This is a genomic window from Streptomyces sp. NBC_00442 (genome assembly GCF_036014195.1).
Lineage (GTDB): Bacteria > Actinomycetota > Actinomycetes > Streptomycetales > Streptomycetaceae > Streptomyces.
Window position 1 is genome coordinate 3,192,661 of the sequence record NZ_CP107918.1, and the last position, 21,444, is coordinate 3,214,104.

Consider the following 21,444-nt stretch of genomic DNA (forward strand, 5'->3'; position numbering starts at 1 on the left):
GTCGGCGAAGGTCAGTGCGCCGTGAGCCGCGTGGCGAGCCGGTCGAGGGCCCGCTGCGCGGGCGCCGGGTCCGCGCCGGGCGTGCCCGCCGAAAGGAACGCGAACGCCAGGAGGTGGCCGCTCGCGTCCACGACGGTGCCCGCCAGGGTGTTGACCCCGGCGCCGCCGAGCGTGCCGGTCTTCGCCCTGACCAGGCCGGTCGCCGCGGACGTCGCGCCGTAGCGGGTGCTGAGGGTGCCGGTGAAGCCGGCGACGGGCAGGCCGGTGAGGATCGGCCGCAGTTCGGGGTGGGCCGGTCCTGCGGCGTCGGCGAGGAGCCGGGTGAGCAGGCGCGCGGTGACCCTGTCGGCGCGATTGAGCCCGCTGCCGTCGGTGAACACGCTTCCGGCGGAAGGGAGTCGGGCCTTTTCGAGCTGGGCGGCCACGGCCGCGGCGCCGCCCTCGAAGCTCGCGGGCTTCCCGGTGGCGATCGCGGTCTGCCGGGCGAGGGCCTCCGCGATGTCGTTGTCGCTCTCGGTCAGCATCCGCTCGACGACCTCGGTCAGCGGCGCGGAGCTCGTGCTCGCCAGCACGGTGGCGCCCGCCGGCCGGCCGCCCGCGACCGGGTCGTCCGCCCGCACCCCGCGGTCCCGCAGCAGCCGGGCGAAGGCCCGCGCGGTGTCGCCCGCCGGGTCCGCGGTGCGCGCGCCGGGCCCGCTCTCCTCGGCGTCGGACGAGCCGGAAGCGCCGGATGAGCCGGAGGGGACCTGCGTACGCCCCTCGTCCGTCATCAGGGCGACGACCGGCGCGAGGTTCTCGTTCGGCCCGATCGGATGCACCGCGGTCCCGCTGAACAGCGAGGCGTCGTAGGTCAGACGTACGTGGTCGAGGGCGCGGGCCCGCAGCGCGCGGGCGGTGTCGTCGGCGAGCGCGGCCAGGCGCGCCCGGTCGAGGGTCGGGTCGCCGCCCCCGACGAGGGTCAGCGCCGAACCGTCGGCCGACGCCGCCACGGCGGTGGTGAAGCGGTGGTCGGCCGGGAGTGCGGTGAGGACCGCGGTCGCCGTCGCGATCTTGATCGTCGACGCCGGAGTCATCGCGACGTCCGCGCGGGAGGCGTACACCTCACGGCCGGTGGCGGTGTCGAGGACCGAGGCCGCCGGATGCGGGCCGAGCGCGGGGTCGGCCAGCAGCGGGGCGAGGGCGGCCGGAAGGGCGGCCGTGACCGGCGCGTCCCCGGCCGCGCCGAGCGCGGCGAGCACGCTGGGCGCGCTCGGGGCCGGAGCCGGAGCGTCCGGATCCGCGGGGCGCTGGTGATGTGCGCCACCCCTGGCGTCCCGCGATGCGGCCCGTGCGCGCTCGGCCGTACGCTGACCTGAGTCCCACGGTCCCGCCAGGGCCACGGCCCCGGTCGCCAGTGCCAGGCCGACCGCCGCCGCACCCGCTGTGAGCTGCCATGTCTTGGGTCCCGGCACCGAGGACCAGCCCCTTTCGCGATCACACACCTGCGTGAGGGACACTTAATCACCAGAACTGCGTCCCGCCGCGAACATGGCGGTCGACGCAGGCCCGTCCGATGCATGTGCTGATCATGGAGGAGAGCCACCCGTGGAGTTCGACGTCACCATCGAGATCCCGAAGGGATCGCGGAACAAGTACGAGGTCGACCACGAGACCGGCCGGATCCGTCTGGACCGTCGACTCTTCACCTCGACCAGCTACCCGGCCGACTACGGCTTCGTCGAGAACACCCTCGGCGAGGACGGCGACCCGCTGGACGCCCTGGTCCTGCTCGACGAGCCGACCTTCCCGGGCTGCGTCATCAAGTGCCGCGCGATCGGCATGTTCCGGATGACCGACGAGGCCGGCGGCGACGACAAGCTGCTGTGCGTCCCGGCGTCCGACCCGCGCGTCGAGCACCTGCGCGACATCCACCACGTCTCCGAGTTCGACCGCCTGGAGATCCAGCACTTCTTCGAGGTCTACAAGGACCTGGAGCCCGGCAAGTCCGTCGAGGGCGCCGACTGGGTCGGCCGTGTCGAGGCCGAGGCCGAGGTCGAGGCCTCGTACAAGCGCCTCGAGGCGCAGGGCGGCGCGCACTGACGCGCGTTTCTCCGTAGCGAACGGGCGGCGCACCCTCGGGGTGCGCCGCCCGTCGTCGTGCGGGCGCGTCCCCCGTCGTCGTGCGGGCGCGTCCCCCGTCGTCGTGCGGGCGCGTCCCCCGTCGTCGTGCGGGTGTGTCCCCGTCGTCCTGCGGCCGCCCGCGCGGGGGTTGTTCACGGGGGTGGTTCACGGCGGGCCGCCCCTTGTCGTGCCACCTCATGTCGCCCCACATACTGGGCACACGCACCCGAAGTGGCTGGAGGGAGGCAGGGGACCAGTGGTGTCCGAGCAGCACGACACGGTCGAGGACCGCAAACCGCAGTCCGACGAGGCACGCAGCGCCTTCGCGCCCCCCGAGGGCGTGGAGCAGCCGCAGGTGCCCGAGGAGGACTCGCCGACATCGGAGTTCGCACTGCCCGCCGGCCTCGCCACGCCGGTCGTCGAGTCGCCCGCCGAGCAGCCGGCCTCCGCGTTCACCACCCCGAGCGCGTACACGGCCCGTGAGACGCCCAACCCGATGACCACTACCGGCTCCATGCCGTTGGTACGCCTCTCCAAGGACGCGCCCTGGCAGGACCGGATGCGCACCATGCTGCGGATGCCGGTCGGCGACCGGCCGGTCGCCGAGCCGATCCAGAAGCACGACGACGCTGGCCCGGCGGTCCCCCGCGTGCTCGACCTGACGCTGCGTATCGGCGAGCTGCTGCTCGCGGGCGGCGAGGGCGCCGAGGACGTCGAGGCGGCGATGTTCGCGATCTGCCGCAGCTACGGCCTGGACCGCAGCGAGCCCACGGTCACCTTCACGATGCTCGGCATCACCTACCAGCCGTCCCTCGTGGACGACCCGGTGACGGCCAACCGCACGGTGCGCCGCCGCGGCACCGACTACACCCGTCTGGCCGCGGTGCACCGACTGGTCACGGACATGACCAGCGAGGACCACGAGGTCTCCCTCGAAGAGGCCTACCGGCGCCTGGCGGAGATCCGCCGAAACCGCCACCCCTACCCCGGCTGGGCCCTGACCACCGCCTGCGGGCTGCTCGCCGGAGCGGCCTCCGTCCTGCTCGGCGGCGGCATCACGGTGTTCCTGGTGGCGGCGGTCGGCGCGGTGCTCGGCGACCGGCTCGCCTGGCTGTGCGCGTCGCGTGGGCTGCCGGAGTTCTACCAGTTCGTGGTGGCCGCGATGCCGCCCGCCGCGATGGGTGTGGCGCTCAGCCTGCTCCAGTGGGAACTCAGCTCGTCCGCGGTCATCACCGGTGGCCTGTTCGCCCTGATTCCGGGGCGGGCCCTGGTGGCGGCCGTCCAGGACGGTCTCACCGGCTTCTACGTCACCGCGGCGGCCCGGCTGCTCGAAGTCGGGTACTTCTTCGTCGCGATCGTCGTCGGCGTCCTGACCGTCCTGTACGGCGGGCTGCAGATCCACGCCAAGCTCAACCCCGAGGGCACCTTCCAGCCGACCGACCGGCCGATCCTTCAGACCCTCGCGTCGATCGTGCTGTGCCTGACCTTCGCGGTGCTGCTCCAGCAGGACCGCTCCACCGTGCTGATCGTGGCCGCGAACGGCGGCGTCGCCTGGGTGGTGTACGCCGCGATCGCGGTCACCGCGAAGGGCTCGCCGATCATGGCGACGGCCGTCGCGGCCGGCCTGGTCGGCCTGTTCGGGCAGCTGCTCTCGCGGTACTGGAACACCTCGGCGCTGCTGTACGTGACCGCCGCGATCGGCCCGCTGCTGCCCGGTAGCGCCACGTACTTCGGGGTCCTGTCCATCGCGCAGAACCACCTGAACACGGGCGTCGCCTCGCTCGCCAAGGCCATCGCGCTCGCCCTGGCCATCGCGATCGGCGTGAACCTCGGAAACGAGATCGCCCGACTCTTCCTGCGCTCCCCAGGACCGGGCCGCGCCGCGGCCAAGCGCACCCGCGGCTTCTGACGCCGGGCGCTCGGCCCGGCGTTCAGCGCTTGGTATTCAGCGCTTGACGCTCGGCTGCTTCGCGCTCAGCGCTTGGCGTGCCGTCCGCCGCGCTGCGGGGTCCGGCCCGCGCCGCCGTCGCCCTCGGCCGCCGCCGGGTTCTTCCGCGCCTTGGACCGTGCCCGCAGGAACTCGATCGCGATCGGGATCACCGAGACGAGGACGATCGCGACGAGGATCAGCTCGATGTGCTGGTGCACGAACTCCACGTTGCCGAGCGCCGCGCCGAGCAGCGTCACGCCCGCGCCCCACAGGCTGCCGCCGATGACGTTGAACGTGACGAACGAGCGGTAGTGCATCCCGGAGACGCCCGCGATGATCGGCGTGAAGGTGCGCACGATCGGCACGAAGCGGGCCAGGACCAGCGACTTCGGGCCGTACTTCTCGAAGAATTCGTGCGCCTTCTCGACGTTCTCCTGCTTGAAGAGCTTGGAATCGGGCCGGCTGAAGAGGGACGGACCCACCTTCTTGCCGAACAGATAGCCCACCTGGTCGCCGAGGACCGCGGCGAGCACCACCAGGACGCAGACCAGCCACAGCGGGGTGTCCAGTTTGCCCGTGGTGACGAGCAGGCCCGTGGTGAACAGGAGCGAGTCGCCCGGCAGGAAGAAGCCGATGAGCAGGCCGGACTCGGCGAACACGATGATCAGCAGCCCGGCCAGGCCGAAGGTTCCGAGCAGATAGTCGGGGTCCAGCCAGCTCGGCCCGAGGGCAAGGGAAGTCACGGGTACCGGGCTCCTGGGTGTGGGTGTCGGGCGGGCTGTCTGCCGTCGGCAGCCAAAACTATCAACGTAACGCGCGAAAGCGTGGTTCCAGGGGCAGGCTGGAGGAGGCCGGCAAGGGCCGGCCATGGGCTACGGGAAGGCGGACCACATGGGCATCGAGGAGTACGGCGGCGGACAGGGCGCGCAGTCGGACGTGCTGGTGGTGACCACGAACGACGTGCCCGGGTACACCGTGCAGCAGGTCATCGGGGAGGTCTTCGGCCTGACGGTGCGCTCGCGCCATCTGGGCAGCCAGATCGGCGCCGGCCTCAAGTCGATGATCGGCGGTGAGCTCAAGGGGCTCACCAAGACGCTGGTCGAGACCCGCAACCAGGCGATGGAACGCCTGGTGGCCCAGGCGAAGGCGCGGGGCGCCAACGCGGTCCTGATGATGCGGTTCGACGTGACGGAAGCCGCGGACGTGGGTACGGAGGTCTGCGCGTACGGCACCGCGGTGATCATCGCCCGCACCTGACGCCGGGCCCCCTGAGCGTCCCTCCCGAACTCCCCTCTCCCCGGACCTCCCCGGACCTCCCCGACCTCCCCGACCTCCCCGGAAAGGAACGCGGCTCTCCATGGCACTTCACCGCGGCGGCAGCAAGAAGGAGCACTACGAAGACGGGGAGGAGAAGGAGTTCGGGCGGCTCGCGCTCAACCCCTTCTTCGGGGAGGCGGACCCGATCGGCTCGATGACCTCCGCGCCGCCCCGGCACCGGCTGCCGGACCGGCCGCTGCCCCCGGCGACCGCGTACCAGCTGGTCCACGACGAGCTGATGCTCGACGGGAACTCCCGGCTCAACCTGGCGACCTTCGTCACCACCTGGATGGAGCCGCAGGCCGGGGTGCTGATGGCGGAGTGCCGGGACAAGAACATGATCGACAAGGACGAGTACCCGCGCACCGCCGAGCTGGAGCGGCGCTGTGTGGCCATGCTCGCCGATCTGTGGCACGCGCCCGACCCCAACGCCACGGTCGGCTGCTCGACGACCGGGTCGAGCGAGGCGTGCATGCTGGCGGGGATGGCGCTCAAGCGGCGCTGGATGAAGCGCAACGCGGACCGCTATCCCTCGCGCGACGCCCGCCCCAATCTCGTCATGGGTGTGAACGTGCAGGTCTGCTGGGACAAGTTCTGCACGTTCTGGGAGGTCGAGGCGCGCCAGGTACCCATGGAGGGCGACCGTTTCCACCTCGACCCCCAGGCCGCGGCGGCGCTCTGCGACGAGAACACGATCGGCGTCGTCGGGGTGCTCGGCTCGACCTTCGACGGGTCGTACGAGCCGATCGCCGAGCTGTGTGCGGCGCTCGACGATTTGCAGGAGCGTACGGGTCTGGACATCCCCGTCCATGTCGACGGGGCGTCCGGGGCGATGGTCGCGCCCTTCCTCGACGAGGACCTCGTGTGGGACTTCCGGCTCCCCCGGGTGTCCTCCATCAACACTTCCGGGCACAAGTACGGGCTGGTGTATCCGGGGGTGGGCTGGGCCCTGTGGCGCACGGCGGAGGCGCTGCCCGAGGAGCTGGTCTTCCGGGTGAACTACCTCGGCGGCGACATGCCGACGTTCGCGCTCAACTTCTCCCGGCCCGGGGCGCAGGTGGTGGCCCAGTACTACACGTTCCTGCGGCTCGGCCGCGAAGGGTACCGGGCGGTGCAGCAGACCACGCGGGACGTGGCGAGGGGGCTCGCGGAGCGGATCGACTCGCTCGGCGACTTCCAACTACTCACGCGGGGCGAGGAGTTGCCGGTGTTCGCCTTCACGACGGCGCCGGACGTGGACCGGTATGACGTGTTCGACGTGTCGAGGCGTCTTCGCGAGCGGGGCTGGCTGGTGCCGGCGTACAGCTTCCCGAAGAACCGGGAGGACCTGTCGGTGCTGAGGGTGGTGTGCCGCAACGGCTTCTCCTCCGACCTGGCGGGGCTCCTCATCGAGGACCTCAGCCGGCTGCTCCCCGAACTCCGCCGGCAGGCCGCTCCGCTGGGCCGCGACGAATCCGAAGCCACGGCCTTCCACCACTAGCCCCGGGCTCCGACGCGCGTTTTCCCACCCACCCGCCCGTGCGGCGAGTTGCGAGGCCCGGCCCCCTGGGGCTCCGCCCCAGACCCCGTATCGCGCCTGAAGGGCGCTCGTCCTCAAACTCCCCCAAGGCCTCAAGGGCCAGGAGGGACCCCCATGACGGGCTGAGGATGCCCATGCCGCCCGGCACCGAGCAGCTAAGGGGCGCGGGGCTGTAACACTGAGCGGCTCCGGGCGCCCTACAGGGGCGCGGGGAACTGCGCGAGAAGCGGGCACGGTCCGCAGACGTAAGCGGGTTAGGGGCGCGGGGAACTGCGCGAGACGCGGGCACGGTCCGCACACGAAGGCGGGTTTTTTTGGGGGCGCGGGGAACTGCGCGAGACGCGGGCACGGTCCGCAGACGTAAGCGGGTTAGGGGCGCGGGGAACTGCGCGAGACGCGGGCACGGTCCGCGGACGAAAGCGGGGTTGAGGGGCGCGGGGAACTGCGCGACCAGCCGTCCACGGCCCGCACCCGAACCGGGGTTTAGGGGGCGCGGGGAACTGCGCGGGCGGTGCCCGGCGGTGGGCCGGGGTCGGGGGCCCGGGGTCAGGGGGGCGGGTCGGCCGCGAAGCGGTACGCGCCGCCCTCGACCCGCCCAATGAGCCCCCGCGTCCACTCCGCCCCCGCATCGGAAGAGTGCACCCACATGTTCATGATCTCCCCGATGTGCCCGAACTCCTCCGCCCCCTTGCCCCCCAGGTAGTACTCCGTCACCGACTCCCGCCACCGCGCGAGCTTCTCCAGGCGGGCCCGCAGCAGGGCGACGACCTCCGCTCGGGGCAGGTCCACCATGAAGCCGATCGCCGCCGACATCACGTCCGGCTTCTGGTTGTACGAGGACAACGCCTCACGCAGCAGCCGGAGGTATTCGGCCTCGCCCTCGGCGGTCAGCTCGTACTCCGTGCGCGGCGGCCCCCCGGCCGTGCTGGGCGCCACCTCGTGGGCGAGGAGCGCGCCCTGCTTCGCCATCTGCTTGAGCGCGTGGTAGATCGAACCCGGCTTGGCATTGGACCACTCGTGGGCGCCCCAGTACTCCAGGTCACTGCGCACCTGGTAGCCGTGGGCCCGGCCGTTCTGGCGTACCGCGCCGAGAACGAGGAGGCGGATGGTTGACATGGCCGCCAGCCTATGACCTCACCCGTTTGCGAGCGCCACCAGCTCGAACGCCGTCTTGCCGTCCAGCGACTCGCGGACGATGTCGGCGTGTCCGGCGTGCCGGGCGAACTCCTCCACCAGGTGGATCATCAGCCAGCGCATCGAGACCTGGCCGTCCTTCGGGAACCACGGCGCCTCGGGCAGCGGAAACGTGTCGTCGAGCGAGGGCACCTTGCGGATGAACTCCTCGGTCTCAAGGGCCACTTCGTCCCAGAAGGCCAGCGTTCCCTCGATGCTCTCGTCCCCGACGAGCCGGAAGCTCTCGTGCCAGTTCGACTGGTCGCGCTGCCGCGCGTTCGGTCGCTGCTGAGCCATCCGCAGCCAGTTCAGCTCGCACTCCGCGACGTGCTTGAGCAGCCCGGACAGGGACAGCGCGCTCGCGCTGGGACGGCTCGCGGCCTGCTCCTCGGTGAGCCCGATGACCGAGCGTCGTACGGCGCCGCGCTGCGCCTCCACGAAGAGGAGGAGCGCCCCGCGCTCGTCGCCGTGCGCCGCGGAGGGAACGTGCGTAACCATGGTCAAACCGCCTTCGTTCGGGACTGGTTGAACCACGGTAGGCGGGTAACAGGTCAGATCCTGTCCGCTATCCCGTATCCCGTCGGCCCCCGTCAGAACCCGGACCCCGTCAGAACCCGGACCCCCTCAGAACGGGAACGGGCTCCGCTCGTGCTGCACCGAGATCCACTTCTGCGTGGTGAACGCCTCGACCGTGGAGTCTCCGTTCAGCCGCCCGAGCCCCGAGTACTTCTCGCCGCCGAACGCGACCAGCGGTTCGTCCTGGATCGTGGAGTCGTTGACGTGCATCATCCCCGTCTCGATCCGCTTGGCGAACCGCACCCCGCGCTCCACGTTGGCCGTGTGCACGGCCCCGCTCAGGCCGTACGGGCTGTCGTTCGCCATGCGGACGGCCTCCTCCTCCCCGTCGAAGGGGATGAGCAGCGCCACGGGACCGAAGATCTCCTGGCGCAGCACCGAGGAGTCGGCGGGCAGCCCCGTGAGGACGGTGGGCTCCACCAGGTTGCCGCGGGTCGTGCCCCGTACCAGCGCGGTGGCGCCCTCGGCCAGGGCCTGGTCGACCAGCGAAGTGAGCGCGTCCGCCTGGAAGTTGTTGATGACCGGGCCGATGTCGGTGGCCGGGTCCGCCGGGTCGCCCGTGTTGAGCGAGGCCACCTTCGCGAGGAACTTGGCCGTGAACTCCTCTTCCACCGACCGGTCGACCAGGATCCGGTTGGCCGCCATGCAGACCTGGCCCTGGTAGACGAAGCGGCTGAAAACCGCCGCGTCCACCGCGTAGTCGAGGTCCGCGTCGTCGAGAACGACGAGCGCGCTGTTGCCGCTCAGCTCCAGGATGACGCGTTTGAAGTGGCTGCCGGCGACGGAGGCGACGTGCCGGCCGGTGCGGTCGGAGCCCGCGAAGGAGATGACCTTGGGCACGGGGTGCTCTATCAGCGCGTCGCCGATCTCGGCGATGTCGGTGACCAGGACGTTCAGCAGGCCCGCCGGGAGTCCGGCGTCCTTGAAGATCTTCGCGATGAGTCCGCCGCCGACGACCGGCGCGTTCTGGTTCGGCTTGATGACGACCGCGTTGCCCAGCGCCAGTGCGGGGGCGATCGACTTGATGGTGACCAGGAACGGGAAGTTGAACGGGCTGATCACACCGATCACGCCGACCGGCAGCCGGTAGACGCGGTTCTCCTTGCCGTCGACCGGCGACGGCAGGATGCGGCCCTCGGGGCGCAGCGCCAGCTGGATCGCCTCGCGCAGGAACTCCTTGGCGAGATGGACCTCGTAGACCGCCTTGAGCCGGGTGCCGCCCAGCTCACTGATCATGGCCTCGATGATCTCGGCCTCGCGCTCCTCGGTGATCCGCAGGGCGCGCTCGAAGACGAGTCGGCGGGTGTAGGGGTTGGTCTCGGCCCACTCGCGCTGGGCGCGCTGGGCGGCGCGGTAGGCCTCGTCCACCTCTTCGACGGTGGCCACGGTGATGGCGGCGAGCTTCTCCCCGTTGTAAGGATCGAAGTCGATGATGTCCCACGACCCGCTGCCGGTGCGCCACTGGCCGTCTATGAACTGGTGGGCGAGGTCGGTGAAGAAGGACATGCCATCCCCTACTGCTGTGTCCGCCGGCTCCGCGCGGTCAACCGCGTAACTGGCCTGATGTGACGTCATCCTACTGATGAGTCAGCTGAGTTGAAGGAGTCCGCGCAGAAGATCGCGGCTTTCCTCGGGGCCTGGGCTGTCCTGTTGCAGTCGGGCCATGGCGCGTTCGTACTGGGCGACCTCTTCCGCCTTGTCCAAATACAGGGCGGAGGTGAGCTGTTCGAGATAGACGATGTCCGACAGGTCCGACTCGGGGAACCGCAGCATCGTGAAGGCGCCGCTCTCACCCGCGTGCCCGCCGAAGCTGAACGGCATCACCTGGAGGTGGATGTTGGGCTGCTCCGACATTTCGATGAGGTGCCTCAACTGGCCCCGCATCACTTCGCGTTCGCCGTACGGGCGGCGCAGCGCGGCCTCGTCGAGGACCGCGTGGAACTGGGGGGCCCGCTCGGACACCAGGGCCTTCTGCCGTTCGAGACGCAGCGCGACGCGCTTGTCGATCTCTGCGGCGGGAGCCCCGTGCATGCCGCGCGACACGACTGCGTGGGCGTACGCCTCGGTCTGCAACAGGCCGTGCACGAACTGGACTTCATAGGTACGGATCACCGAGGCGGCGCCCTCCAGACCGATATATGTCTGGAACCAGCCGGGCAGCACATCGCCGAAGCTGTGCCACCAGCCCGCGATGTTGGCCTCCTTGGCGAGGCCGAGCAGTGACATGCGCTCGGATTCGTCGCCGACGCCGTAGAGCGTGAGCAGGTCCTCGACATCCCTGGCCTTGAAGCTCACGCGCCCCAACTCCATACGACTGATCTTGGACTCGGACGCCCGGATCGAGTACCCGGCAGCTTCCCGCGTGATGCCGCGCGACTCGCGCAGGCGCCTGAGCTGAGATCCCAGCAGAATGCGCCGGACCACGGAGCCTCCGCCGGCCTCGACTGCGCTCGGCCGGGGGGATCCCCATGCCTCCCCTGCGGTCACTTCGCCGTCCTCCCCATCCAATGGTGCGGTGCAGTCTGCCATCAAAACGCTTCACCCCGTACCCGCGCGATTACGGAAATGGTCAAGGAGTGAAATCGGCCTGAGGAACTTCTGAGGAAGAAATGAGCAAGAAACGGCACGGTCGGGGACAGGTCGGTCACGTGCACGTGCATCTGCCCTTGCATCGGGCCGAAGCATTCGGAACCATGGTCCTCGCGCACCTGCGTGCTCAACTGCGTCTAGTCGCTTGCGTCCTGTACCGCCACGGCCGCGAACCCGGGAGTGCCTCGCATGGGGACGAATGGATCGACCATGCTGGAGCCTTGCCAGCCCTTAAGGCAGGCGCTTCCCCCCTTCGACCCCTCGACCGTGGCCGGTTCCGCCTCGTGCGCGCTGCCCGCCCGCTTCGAAGCGGTGGGCGGGGCACGGAAGTTCACCAGATCCACGCTGACGCAGTGGGACCTCACGGACTGTTTCGACGACGTCGCCCTGGTCGTCTCCGAACTCGTCACCAACGCCCTGCGCCACGCGCTGCCCGCGGACACCCCGCGCGAGACCGAAGTGCCGGTACGCCTGCACCTCATGCGCTGGACGAGCCGGCTGGTGTGCGCGGTGCGCGACCCCAGCGACGACAGCCCGGTCGAGCGCGAGCCCGACGACTTCGGCGCGGAATCCGGCCGCGGCCTGTTCCTGGTCGAGTCGTTCGCCGACAGCTGGGGCTGGCACCCGCTCACGGGAGCGGTCGGCGGCAAGGTCGTGTGGGCGCTGTTCCGCCTCCAGCCGGCCGAGTGAACACGGGGCCGCGCACCCCCGAGCCGGTCCGACGCCGCTCCGCCGGTCCGCCGCCGGGCCGCGCTCAGGCCGCCGTCAGTCCGCTATCAGGTGGTCGAACTCCCCGTCCTTGATCCCGAGCAGCATCGCCTCGATCTCCGCCCTGGTGTAGACCAGGGCAGGCCCGTCGGGGTGGCGTGAGTTGCGTACCGCCACCCCTCCCCCCGGCAGTTTGGCGAACTCGACGCAGGACCCCTGCGAGTTGCTGTGCCGGCTCTTCTGCCACGCGGCACCCTGAAGCTCCGCTGCCGCCATGCCGTTGTACGCGTGGTGCAAGGTCGCTCCCGGGAATGTGCAGACGTGCAACTGTGAATGGTCAACTGACCCGGATCATAGCTGTGTTCATGTGCGCCTGCATGGGAAGATGCACGTGCACGCGGGGTACCCGGGCGGTTACAGCCGCATCCCCGCGCACGCGAATCGCGCTTCCCCACGTTCCTCTCCGTGTTGCTCGCCCCGAGGAAGAGACGCCGTCAGGCCCTGTCTGGTTCAAGCCCCCGCCCGATCGCCCGCACGTCCGGCGGGACGAAGCACCCCGACTGGTAATTTGTCGCGTTCCTGGACGCCGTTCAGGGACGCGACCGTTCACAGGGGGAAGACACACCGTGCACAGACACATCCCTACCGCCGGACTCACGGCGGTAGGGCTCGCGGCCGCGCTCGTTCTGACAGGTTGCGGCAGCGGCGACAAGAGGACCGATCCGGCCTCGGTCGCCACGGGGGCCGCCGCATCCGGATCGGGCGGCAACGGCACGGCGACGAAAGGCGGCGTCCTCAGGGGGGTGTGGACTTCTGACGCCGACAAGGAGGTCGTCCTCCTCTTCACCTCTCAGCACACCGTCACCCTTACCGGCAGCCACTTCTGCGCCGGTAGGTTCAGCGAAGTGGCGGGCACGACGATGGTCAAGATGATCGCGTGCGGCGAGGGCGACAAGGAGCGCTCCCAAGGCATGCTCACGTTCAAGAACGCCGACGTCCTTGAGGTCGACTGGGAAGGCTTCACGAGGGAGACCTTCCGCCGTACCACGAACGGGACACTGCCGACCGACGCACCCTCCCTGTAACCCCCGCCCCCACACACAACTCCCTTGTGCACCCCGGGTGATGGGCGCGGAGGCGGACGCATCACGCCTGCGGCGAGTCCGGCACGGTCAGGGCGTCGGTCAGGTCGTCGAGGCAGTGCAGGACGAGGCTCGCGCCGCTGCGTACGACGCGGTCGGGCACGCCCTCGCCGTCCCAGGCGGCCAGCGCCTGCTCGACCTCCTCCCACTGCGGAACCCGCCGCTCCCGTACCGCCTTCGCCCCCCGCTCGGTCGCCTCGCGCAGCGCCTCGGCGAGTTGCGCGGCGGCCGGCACCGGCACCGCGTCCCCTTCCGGCAGGTGCGCCTCCATCAGCATGGCCGTACGCCCCAACTGGCCGAGCGCATGGGCGGCTTCCTCGGCCGAGGAACGCGAGAGCCCGCGGTGGCGCACCGGCTCGTGGGTGGCCTTGTCGAGCGCTTCCTGCCAGGCGATGCGGGCCGCGCGGGTGTCGAGCAGCGCCTGGCGGACCTCGCGAGAGCCGCGGCCCGGGTCGGCGTAGTGGGCGACGACCGCCGAGGCGTAACGCCCGCTCGCGGCAAGCCAGTCGGCGAGGCGGGTGCGCAGGCGCGGGGTCTCCCAGGCCGGGTAGACGGCGTACGAGACCATCGCGAGCGCGCCACCGATCAGCGTCAGGAAGACCCGGTCGGGCACGGTCTGGGTCCACTGGAGGCCGCCCATGCCGAGCAGGAAGACGACGTACGCGGAGACGCAGCCGCTCAGCACCGCGTATCCCGTACGCATCAGCAGGTAGGCCAGGAACGCGCAGGTCACCGCGATGGCGGCGGAGAGCCCGGTGTCGGGGTGGGTAAGCTGCACGATGCCGGTGGCGAGCGCGACGCCGACGAGGGTGCCGCCGAAGCGGGCGACCGCTCGCGCGTAGGTGAGCGAGAAGTCCGGGCGCATCACCATCACCGAGGCCATCGGGGCCCAGTAGCCGTGCCCGAACGGCAGGACGTGGCCGAGCAGATAGCCGGCCGTGGCGACCGCGCAGACCCGGACGGCGTGCCGGAAGACCGGCGAGTGCCGGTTGGTGGCTTCGGCGCGCATGGTGCGCAGGGCCAGCGGGACCAGACGGGGCAGGGTGGGCCTGAGCAGGGGCTCGGCTCCCGCGCCCGTGCCGCCGCCCTGTGCGGTTTCGACGACGTCCGCGAGCAGCGCGATGAGCCGGGCCGCGGCGCGGCGGGCGGGGCCGGTGAGAATGGCCCCGGTGTCGGGGGTGGCGAGCGCGGCCTCGGCGGCGGGCGGGATGACGGCGGCCTCGCCGTGCCGCACGGCGCGGGCGGCGGCATCGAGGACGGTGGCCGCGGCGGCGAGCAACTCCCGTACGCGGTCGCGCTCCACGCCCTCCTCGGGGACGCCGAGCGCCGGGTCGGCGAGCGAGGCGAGCACGGGCCTGATGCGCTCGGCGACGCCACGGGAGCCGTGGAGCTGGGAGGGGCGGCGGCGGGCCTCGCGCGGGGTGACGGCGGCGGCGAGCCGGGCGGTCATGAGGGGCTGCGGGTCGAACGGGGCGACCGGGTCGTGCCGCAGCCGCCGCGCGTAGTCGGCCTCCGCGGCAAGCGCGTCCGCGAGCGCGTCGCGCTGCGCGCCCCACCGGCGGATGGGGAACAGGACGACGAGAGCGGCCTGTACGACCCCGCCGAACGCGATCATCGCGGCGTGCCCGGCGGCTTCGGCGAGCGAGCTGGGCAGCGTGACGGTGACCAGCATGATCGCCACGTTGGACGAGGCGATCACGCCGACGGTCGGCCCGACCGCCCACGCGAGGCCGGCCAGGAACGTCCAGAGCGCGAGCAGCAGCAGGAAGAAGGGGGAGTGCGTGCCGACGAGGTAGCCGAGGAAGGTGGAGATCGCGAGGGAGAGCCCGGAGGCGAGGGCGAGTGCGGGGCGCGGGCGCCAGCTGCGCTGATACGTGGCGATGGCGCCCTGGAACGCGCCGAACGCGGAGCTCGCGGCGACGGAGGGGCCGAAGAGGGTGAGGCTGATCCCTACGACTACGGCGAGGCCGGCGGCGCCGCGCAGTGCGACGAGGGGTTCGAGGCGTCGTGGCTCCACCTTCAGCCCCGAACGGGCGGTCTCCTTCAACGCCCGGAGCCAGCTCATGATCCCGAGCGTAACGTCATCCCCACCGAGCGGGCCGCTCCGCGCAGTTCCCCGCGCCCCTGAAAAAACCCGGTTCGCTTTCGGGTGCGGGCCGTGCGTGGCTGGTCGCGCAGTTCCCCGCGCCCCTGTAGGTGACCCGGTGCCGACCAGTCGCGCCCACCGCGGCGGAGCCGCGCAAGTGTCACAGCCCCGCGCCCTGTAGGTGACCCGGCACCGGCCCGTCGCGCCCACCGCGGCGCAGCCGCGCAAAGGTCACAGCCCCGCGCCCCTGTAGGTGACCCGGTGCCGACCAGTCGCGCCCACCGCGGCGGAGCCGCGCAAGTGTCACAGCCCCGCGCCCCTGTAGGTGACCCGGTGCCGACCGGTCGCGCCCACCGCGGCGCAGCCGCGCAAAGGTCACAGCCCCGCGCCCCTGCAAGTGACCCGGTGCCGACCGGTCGCGCCCACCGCGGCGCAGCCGCACAAAGGTCACAGCCCCGCATCCCTCAGCTACTCGGTGCCGGGCGGCGTCAAGGTGCGATCGGGGTGGGGGGTGGAGCCCCCCGGGGGGCGGTGGGCCTGGTCGGCGGCGGCTCGGCCGTCGCGCCAGCCGGACTCGTCGGACACACCCCGCACCCGCGTCGAGACGGTCCGCGGGAACATCTCCTCCGCCCGCCCCGCGACAGCCACCGCCCGCGTCGCAAGGACGGGAAGGAGCTCCCCCGCGAACTCGGCCTCCACATGCCGCGCCGTCGCGGACAGCAGGTCGCCGAGCCGCCCCGCGTACGCCAGCAGGAACGACTGCCGGAACGTCTTCGTGCGCTTGCGTCCCCCCGCCCGCTGCGCCGCCTCGGCCTTCGTCATCGCCGCCGTGCCCTGCACGAGCAGCGAGGTGTACAGCAGCTCGACCGCCTCCAGGTCACCCTCGAAGCCGACGACCGTCGTGAAGCCGAGCTCGGAGTTCCACACCGCCCGGCAGTGGTTGGCGGAGGCGACCGCGTCGAGCAGGATCGCCTTCGCCGTCTCGTACGGCGCGTCCACCCCGATCCGGCACGCCCCCGGCGCCTCCCCGCCGGTCCCGCGCGCCGCGAGCAGCGCCTCGTCCACGCTGTGCCGCGCCATCAGTTCCTGCGCCTTGGTGCTGAGCGCCTCCGCCTCCTCGGGGAACCCGGTCGCCTCGGCCTTGGCGAGCAGCGCCCGGATCCGGGCCAGCGCCTTCGGTTCGCCGTGCACCGGCGGCCCGAGCACGGAGGCACCGGGCACCGGCCCGGCCGGCTCGATCGCGGGCAGCGCGAGCAGCAGCCGGTACAGCTCGAGGACGGCGGTGGCGTACGAGAAGCGGTCGGCCCGCCACGCCTCGCGCGGCAGCTCGTCGACCTGCCCCTGCCAGCGCGCGGGCAGCCGCTCGTAACGGGCCAGCTCGTCGCGGACCAGGCCGCCGAGGATGCGTACCTGGGGCTCGTCCAGGTCACGCCGTACGATCCGCGCGACGTCGGCGGGCTGCCAGCCCCGCTCCCAGGCCCGCCGCACGAACTCCCGCCCGCGCAGGGCGAGTTCGGCGTCGGCGTCGGGCGCGGCGGCGAGCAGAGAGGCGCCGGTGTCGAGGGCGGCGTCGCCCTCGATGTACAGCGCCGCCGCGAAGGCCCGGTCCACGGCCCCCATCACCGCACCGCACCGCGTACGCGCGACCGGCTCACCGTCACCGCGCTGGGCCCCACCGACATGGACGTCTCTCCTCAACGAATCTTCGCGCCACAGACCCGACAATCGTCCCAGCTGTCCGACGGAACCACGAAACGCGGGCCGCCCCACCGGCCCCCGGAACCGGCCCGCCCAACGAAAGGATCGCCGTGCCGCATCTGCGCACCGCTCCCCTGGCCGCGATCATCGCCCTCAGCGCCGGCCTGACCCTGACCGCCTGCGGCGGCGATGGCGACGGCTCCGGCCGGGTCGCCACCGACACCCCGGGCAACACCGCCACCGGCAGCACCGGAACAGCATCCGGCTCCCCCGGTGCGGACGGCGGCCGCACCATGGCCCCCTCCGGCGGCGGCACCGGCGGCGGCACCAATGCGGGAACCGGAACCGGCACCGGAACCGGAACCGGTCCTGACGGCGACCGCTGCCGGACGTCCGGGCTCGCCTTCGCCGTCGCCCCCGGCAGCGGGGCCCAGTCGAAGGGTTCGCAGGGCGCCGTCACCATCACGCTCACCAACAAGGGCACCAAGTCCTGCGTGCTGAAGGGCTATCCGGGCGTCGACCTGGTCGGCGGCACGACCAGGTGGTCCCTGACCCGCCAGACCTCCCAGTCCCCCGCGACGGTCACCGTACGGCCCGGCGCGACGACCACCTTCACGATCTTCTACCTGCCGTTCGACCAAGGCGACGGACAGGAGTTCCAGCCGAAGTCGATCGTTATCACCCCGCCGGACGAGACCCATGCGCACACCCTGCCGTGGACCTTCTCCCCTGTCCTGCTCCAGGACGGCGCGACCCACCCCGGCACCTATGTGAGCCCCGTCGGCTCGAAGTGACCGACGCGAGGTGACCACCTCCGTTCACAGTAACCACCGCGATCCGATCACCTCGACGTGGTCACCTCGACGTGGTCACCGCAACGTGGTCACCTCGACGTGGTCACATGGCCGCGCCGGTCAGGCGGTTCGCGAAGGTGGACAGCGTGTAGGTGCCGATGCCGAGCACCACTTCGAGGGCGTTCTGCTCGGTGTACCCGTACGACAGAAAGTCCTTGACGGTCTCGTCCTCGACTCCGCCGGCCTTTTCGAGGACCGCGAGGGTGAAGCGGCGTACGGCATCCAGCTCCGGGTCGGCGAGCGGGCGGCGCTCGTTCAGGGCGGCCACCAGCTCTTCGTCGGCGCCCAGCGCGCGCAGCCTTCCGGTGTGCATCGCCACGCACACGTGGCACTCGTTGCGCACCGCCACCGTCATGACGAGGACCTCGCGCGCGACCGGCTCCAGGGTGGTCTGCTCGAAGATGCCGTTCAGCTTGAGGAAGCCGTCGAGGAGGTGCGGGGAGCCGGCCATCTTGGCGGCGGCCGGGGCGATCCGGCCCAGGTGGCGGGCGACTGCCTCCAGCGACTTGCGGGCGGCGGCCGGGGCCGTTTCCAGGGTGTGCTCGGTGAACATGGTGAAGCCCTTCATTAGTACGGCCGGGGACTAGAATGGACAACGTGGTTGACGAAAAAAAGGTAAACCAGGTTGTCGATTCACGCAACGTCGGTGCGCACGAGGCCGCTGCGCACGAGGCCGGCTCCGCGCCCCGCCGCGCCGCCGCGCCGCCCCCCGACGCGCCCGGATACGAGCTCCCGCTGCTCCTCCTCGCCGGGTTCCGCTCGCTCATCGACCGGCTGCACGCCGAACTCGCCCGCCAGGGCCACCCCGACCTGCGCCCGGCCCACGGCTTCGCCCTCCAGGCCATCGGGCTTCCCGGGTCGACCGCCAGCGAGATCGGCCGCAGGCTCGGCGTCTCCAAGCAGGCGGCCGGCAAGACGGTGGACCGCCTCATCGCGCTGGGCTACGCCGAGCGGGCCGACGACCCCGGCGACGCCCGGCGCAAACTGGTCCGGCTCACCCCGCACGGTCTCGACGCGCTCGCGCGCTCGGCGGCCGTGTTCGACGAGCTCCGGGCGAGCTGGGGCGAGACCCTGGGCCACGACCGGCTGCGCGAGCTCGAAGCGTCGCTGCGCACGGCCGTGCCGCCGGAGGCCTTCCGCCTCGACGCCTCCAGCTGGTTGGGCAGTTGAGGCACGGCAGTTGAGGCACGGGGGCTGAGGCACGGCAACTGGGGCACGGCAGTTGAGACCGGATGGGGGCCGGACGGGGGCCGGACGGAAGGCCGCACGGACGACCCGACGGCCTCACCCCGACCCTTGCTTCGAGCCCACACGAACAGGCTTTGATGGGGCCATGAAGTACACACAGCTCGGACGCACCGGACTCCAGGTCAGCCGTCTCGTCCTCGGCACGATGAACTTCGGCAGCGAAACCGACGAGGCCGGCAGCCACGCCCTCTTGGACGCCGCCCTGGAGGCGGGCATCAACTTCGTCGACACCGCCAACATCTATGGCATCGACGAGGACAAGGGACTCACCGAGAAGATCCTCGGCTCCTGGTTCGCCCAGGGCGGCGGCCGCCGCGACAAGGTCGTCCTGGCCACCAAGATGTACGGGGACATGACGCCCGGCAAGCGGTGGAGCAGCGAGGCCTGGCCCAACCACAACAAGCTGTCGGCGGTCAACATCCGCCGCTCGGTGGAGGCTTCGCTCAAGCGCCTGCGCACGGACCACATCGACATCTACCAGTTCCACCACATCGACCGCCTGACCCCGTTCGAGGAGATCTGGCAGGCGATCGACGTCCTCATCACCCAGGGCAAGATCCTCTACGCCGGCTCGTCCAACTTCCCCGGCTACAAGATCGCCCAGGCCAACGAGATCGCCGCCCGCACCGGACGCCTCGGCCTCGTCAGCGAGCAGTGCCTCTACAACCTCGCCGAACGCCGCGCCGAAATGGAGATCATCCCGGCCGCCCAGGAGTACGGGCTCGGGGTCATCCCGTGGTCGCCGCTGCACCAGGGGCTGCTCGGCGGCGCACTGCGCAAGGAGCGCGACGGCACGGGCGCACGCACCACCAGGACCGGCCGCTCGGCCGCGGGCCTGGCCGACCCCGCCGTGCGGGGCCGGGTCGAGGCGTACGAGAACCTGCTCGCCAAGCACGACCTCGACCCGGGCGAGGTGGCGCTTGCCTGGCTGCTGTCGCGCCCCGGCGTGACCGGGCCCATCGTCGGCCCGCGCACCCCCGCCCATCTCGAATCGGCGCTGCGCGCCGTGGAGTTGGAGCTGAGCGAGGAGCTGCTCGGCGCTCTCGACGAGATCTTCCCCGGCCCGGGTCCCTCGCCGGAGGCCTTCGCCTGGTAGGCCACCTGCGCCGGGGGCCGGGCCCGGTGCGCGAGGAAGCGGGCCCCGTGTGCCGGTGTGGGGCGAGGTCCGAAAGCCCCGCCCGGCCCCTTGCCTTGAGCGCGCTCGAAGACGTTGCCTTGTCTTCCATGAAGTACACGCAGCTCGGACGCACGGGTCTCCAGGTCAGCAGGATCGTCCTGGGGACGATGAACTTCGGACCGCAGACCGACGAGGCGGCAAGCCACGCGATCATGGATGCCGCGCACGGCGCCGGCATCAACTTCTTCGACACCGCCAACGTGTACGGCTGGGGCGAGAACAAGGGCCGTACCGAGGAGATCATCGGCAGCTGGTTCGCCCAGGGCGGCGACCGGCGCGACAAGACGGTCCTCGCCACCAAGCTCAACGGCAACATGGCGGCGGGCGAGGCCTGGCCCAACCACCACAAGCTGTCGGCGGTCAACATCCGCCGCTCGGTGGAGGCTTCGCTCAAGCGCCTGCGCACGGACCACATCGACGTCTACCAGTTCCACCACATCGACCGCCTGACCCCGTTCGAGGAGATCTGGCAGGCGATCGACGTCCTCATCACCCAGGGCAAGATCCTCTACGCCGGCTCGTCCAACTTCCCCGGCTACAAGATCGCCCAGGCCAACGAGATCGCCGCCCGCACCGGACGCCTCGGCCTCGTCAGCGAGCAGTGCCTCTACAACCTCGCCGAACGCCGCGCCGAAATGGAGATCGTCCCGGCCGCCCAGGAGTACGGGCTCGGGGTCATCCCGTGGTCGCCGCTGCACGGCGGCATGCTCGGCGGCATCCTGCGCAAGGAGCGCGAGGGCACGGCGGGCCGGTCCAAGGGCGGCCTCGCCGCGCAGGCCCTGTCCGTCCCGGCGGTACGGCAGCAGGTGCAGGCGTACGAGGAACTGGTCGCCAAGCACGACCTCGACCCCGCCGAGGTGGCGCTGGCCTGGCTGTTGACGCGGCCGGGCGTCGCGGGTCCGATCGTCGGCCCGCGTACGGCGGACCAGCTCGACGCGGCGGTGCGGGCGGTCGAGATCGACCTGCCCGAGGAGTTCCTGACCGCGCTCGACGACATCTTCCCCGGCCCCGGGCCGTCCCCGGAGGCCTTCGCCTGGTAGGCCACGGGCCCGTAGGCCACGCGCGAGGCGTACGCGCGACGGGACGGGCCGTACACCGCGAGCGGGTCGTACGCGAGGGTGGAGTGGGGGTCAGCCGACGGCGGCCGCCACCGCCACCACGACGAACATCAGCACGAGCACACCGGCCATGATCCGGTTCCTGGTCTTCGGGTCCACCCCTTGAGCGTAACCGCCCGAGCCGAACGCCCCGCGAGCGGGCGACCGCCTCGCACATCGCGCACGACGGCCCGGCCCCCTGGGGGGCCGGGCCGTCGTGCGGGGCGTCA

Annotated in this window: 20 protein-coding genes; 10 read left to right on the forward strand and 10 right to left on the reverse strand. The window is 71.4% G+C overall.

Going from position 1 to position 21,444, the window contains the following annotated elements; all coding sequences use genetic code 11:
• Positions 1 to 11: 11 nt before the first annotated feature.
• Positions 12 to 1,451, reverse strand: a complete 1,440-nt coding sequence (gene dacB, locus OG432_RS14380) for a D-alanyl-D-alanine carboxypeptidase/D-alanyl-D-alanine endopeptidase (RefSeq protein WP_328311335.1) — start codon at positions 1,449 to 1,451, stop codon at positions 12 to 14.
• A gap of 133 nt (positions 1,452 to 1,584) precedes the next feature.
• On the opposite strand from dacB, the gene OG432_RS14385 reads away from it, so the two are divergent.
• Positions 1,585 to 2,079, forward strand: coding sequence for an inorganic diphosphatase (locus tag OG432_RS14385; protein ID WP_100577700.1), 495 nt, complete (start codon positions 1,585 to 1,587; stop codon positions 2,077 to 2,079).
• A 277-nt stretch (positions 2,080 to 2,356) separates the two neighbouring features.
• Positions 2,357 to 4,009, forward strand: coding sequence for a threonine/serine ThrE exporter family protein (locus OG432_RS14390; RefSeq protein WP_328311336.1), 1,653 nt, complete (start codon positions 2,357 to 2,359; stop codon positions 4,007 to 4,009).
• A 65-nt stretch (positions 4,010 to 4,074) separates the two neighbouring features.
• On the opposite strand, the gene OG432_RS14395 is transcribed toward OG432_RS14390, so the two are convergent.
• Positions 4,075 to 4,773 carry a DedA family protein gene (locus OG432_RS14395; RefSeq protein WP_328311337.1) on the reverse strand — a complete coding sequence of 233 codons (699 nt, stop codon included), beginning with the start codon at positions 4,771 to 4,773 and terminating at the stop codon, positions 4,075 to 4,077.
• Positions 4,774 to 4,921: 148 nt separating this feature from the next.
• Here OG432_RS14395 and OG432_RS14400 point away from each other — a divergent pair, with 148 nt between their 5' ends.
• Together OG432_RS14400 and OG432_RS14405 are read left to right on the forward strand one after the other, a co-directional pair.
• Entirely contained in the window at positions 4,922 to 5,287 is a 366-nt protein-coding gene (locus OG432_RS14400; protein WP_328315105.1) for a YbjQ family protein, read from the forward strand.
• 100 nt (positions 5,288 to 5,387) lie between these two features.
• Positions 5,388 to 6,827 carry a glutamate decarboxylase gene (locus OG432_RS14405; protein ID WP_328311338.1) on the forward strand — a complete coding sequence of 480 codons (1,440 nt, stop codon included), beginning with the start codon at positions 5,388 to 5,390 and terminating at the stop codon, positions 6,825 to 6,827.
• A 585-nt stretch (positions 6,828 to 7,412) separates the two neighbouring features.
• Here OG432_RS14405 and OG432_RS14410 read toward each other — a convergent pair.
• The 4 genes from OG432_RS14410 to OG432_RS14425 form a co-directional block, all read right to left on the reverse strand.
• Positions 7,413 to 7,982, reverse strand: coding sequence for a PadR family transcriptional regulator (locus OG432_RS14410; RefSeq protein WP_328311339.1), 570 nt, complete (start codon positions 7,980 to 7,982; stop codon positions 7,413 to 7,415).
• An 18-nt stretch (positions 7,983 to 8,000) separates the two neighbouring features.
• Positions 8,001 to 8,537 (reverse strand): DinB family protein, encoded by a 537-nt coding sequence (locus OG432_RS14415; protein ID WP_328311340.1) that lies wholly within the window; start codon positions 8,535 to 8,537, stop codon positions 8,001 to 8,003.
• 126 nt (positions 8,538 to 8,663) lie between these two features.
• A complete protein-coding gene (locus tag OG432_RS14420; RefSeq protein ID WP_328311341.1) occupies positions 8,664 to 10,121 on the reverse strand; it encodes an aldehyde dehydrogenase family protein in 1,458 nt (485 codons plus the stop codon).
• Positions 10,122 to 10,202: 81 nt separating this feature from the next.
• Positions 10,203 to 11,102, reverse strand: a complete 900-nt coding sequence (locus OG432_RS14425; protein ID WP_328311342.1) for a helix-turn-helix domain-containing protein — start codon at positions 11,100 to 11,102, stop codon at positions 10,203 to 10,205.
• A 291-nt stretch (positions 11,103 to 11,393) separates the two neighbouring features.
• On the opposite strand from OG432_RS14425, the gene OG432_RS14430 reads away from it, so the two are divergent.
• Positions 11,394 to 11,894, forward strand: a complete 501-nt coding sequence (locus tag OG432_RS14430; RefSeq protein WP_328311343.1) for an ATP-binding protein — start codon at positions 11,394 to 11,396, stop codon at positions 11,892 to 11,894.
• A gap of 75 nt (positions 11,895 to 11,969) precedes the next feature.
• Here OG432_RS14430 and OG432_RS14435 read toward each other — a convergent pair whose 3' ends face one another.
• Entirely contained in the window at positions 11,970 to 12,209 is a 240-nt protein-coding gene (locus tag OG432_RS14435; protein WP_053724624.1) for a DUF397 domain-containing protein, read from the reverse strand.
• A gap of 329 nt (positions 12,210 to 12,538) precedes the next feature.
• Between OG432_RS14435 and OG432_RS14440 the strand changes: the two genes are divergently transcribed.
• Positions 12,539 to 12,997 (forward strand): hypothetical protein, encoded by a 459-nt coding sequence (locus OG432_RS14440; RefSeq protein WP_328311344.1) that lies wholly within the window; start codon positions 12,539 to 12,541, stop codon positions 12,995 to 12,997.
• A gap of 61 nt (positions 12,998 to 13,058) precedes the next feature.
• On the opposite strand, the gene OG432_RS14445 is transcribed toward OG432_RS14440, so the two are convergent.
• Positions 13,059 to 15,119: an FUSC family protein gene (locus tag OG432_RS14445; protein WP_328311345.1), complete on the reverse strand. Its 2,061-nt coding sequence runs from the start codon at positions 15,117 to 15,119 to the stop codon at positions 13,059 to 13,061.
• A gap of 489 nt (positions 15,120 to 15,608) precedes the next feature.
• A complete protein-coding gene (locus tag OG432_RS14450) occupies positions 15,609 to 16,760 on the reverse strand; it encodes a DUF2786 domain-containing protein (protein ID WP_443058387.1) in 1,152 nt (383 codons plus the stop codon).
• A 188-nt stretch (positions 16,761 to 16,948) separates the two neighbouring features.
• Here OG432_RS14450 and OG432_RS14455 point away from each other — a divergent pair, with 188 nt between their 5' ends.
• Complete coding sequence (locus OG432_RS14455; RefSeq protein WP_328311347.1) at positions 16,949 to 17,632, forward strand: DUF4232 domain-containing protein; 684 nt, start codon at positions 16,949 to 16,951, stop codon at positions 17,630 to 17,632.
• 103 nt (positions 17,633 to 17,735) lie between these two features.
• Here the strand turns inward: OG432_RS14455 and OG432_RS14460 are convergent, their stop codons facing one another.
• The gene (locus OG432_RS14460) at positions 17,736 to 18,245 is read right to left on the reverse strand and encodes a carboxymuconolactone decarboxylase family protein (protein ID WP_328311348.1); all 510 of its coding nucleotides are present in this window, start codon (positions 18,243 to 18,245) and stop codon (positions 17,736 to 17,738) included.
• A 35-nt stretch (positions 18,246 to 18,280) separates the two neighbouring features.
• On the opposite strand from OG432_RS14460, the gene OG432_RS14465 reads away from it, so the two are divergent.
• From OG432_RS14465 to OG432_RS14475, 3 genes are all read left to right on the forward strand, one after another.
• The gene (locus OG432_RS14465; protein ID WP_328311349.1) at positions 18,281 to 18,862 is read left to right on the forward strand and encodes a MarR family winged helix-turn-helix transcriptional regulator; all 582 of its coding nucleotides are present in this window, start codon (positions 18,281 to 18,283) and stop codon (positions 18,860 to 18,862) included.
• A 163-nt stretch (positions 18,863 to 19,025) separates the two neighbouring features.
• Entirely contained in the window at positions 19,026 to 20,036 is a 1,011-nt protein-coding gene (locus OG432_RS14470; RefSeq protein ID WP_328311351.1) for an aldo/keto reductase, read from the forward strand.
• A 128-nt stretch (positions 20,037 to 20,164) separates the two neighbouring features.
• Entirely contained in the window at positions 20,165 to 21,157 is a 993-nt protein-coding gene (locus OG432_RS14475; RefSeq protein ID WP_328311352.1) for an aldo/keto reductase, read from the forward strand.
• The last annotated feature ends 287 nt before the right edge of the window (positions 21,158 to 21,444 follow it).

Excerpts from the sequence above, each read along its gene's own strand:
- OG432_RS14400 (WP_328315105.1), top strand. The coding sequence starts at position 4,922 with ATGGGCATCGAGGAGTACGGCGGCGGACAGGGCGCGCAGTCGGACGTG.
- OG432_RS14405 (WP_328311338.1), top strand. The coding sequence starts at position 5,388 with ATGGCACTTCACCGCGGCGGCAGCAAGAAGGAGCACTACGAAGACGGG.
- OG432_RS14410 (WP_328311339.1), bottom strand. The coding sequence starts at position 7,982 with ATGTCAACCATCCGCCTCCTCGTTCTCGGCGCGGTACGCCAGAACGGC.
- OG432_RS14415 (WP_328311340.1), bottom strand. The coding sequence starts at position 8,537 with ATGGTTACGCACGTTCCCTCCGCGGCGCACGGCGACGAGCGCGGGGCG.
- OG432_RS14420 (WP_328311341.1), bottom strand. The coding sequence starts at position 10,121 with ATGTCCTTCTTCACCGACCTCGCCCACCAGTTCATAGACGGCCAGTGG.
- OG432_RS14430 (WP_328311343.1), top strand. The coding sequence starts at position 11,394 with ATGGGGACGAATGGATCGACCATGCTGGAGCCTTGCCAGCCCTTAAGG.
- OG432_RS14445 (WP_328311345.1), bottom strand. The coding sequence starts at position 15,119 with ATGAGCTGGCTCCGGGCGTTGAAGGAGACCGCCCGTTCGGGGCTGAAG.
- OG432_RS14450 (WP_443058387.1), bottom strand. The coding sequence starts at position 16,760 with ATGGGGGCCGTGGACCGGGCCTTCGCGGCGGCGCTGTACATCGAGGGC.
- OG432_RS14460 (WP_328311348.1), bottom strand. The coding sequence starts at position 18,245 with ATGTTCACCGAGCACACCCTGGAAACGGCCCCGGCCGCCGCCCGCAAG.
- OG432_RS14465 (WP_328311349.1), top strand. The coding sequence starts at position 18,281 with ATGGACAACGTGGTTGACGAAAAAAAGGTAAACCAGGTTGTCGATTCA.
- OG432_RS14470 (WP_328311351.1), top strand. The coding sequence starts at position 19,026 with ATGAAGTACACACAGCTCGGACGCACCGGACTCCAGGTCAGCCGTCTC.
- OG432_RS14475 (WP_328311352.1), top strand. The coding sequence starts at position 20,165 with ATGAAGTACACGCAGCTCGGACGCACGGGTCTCCAGGTCAGCAGGATC.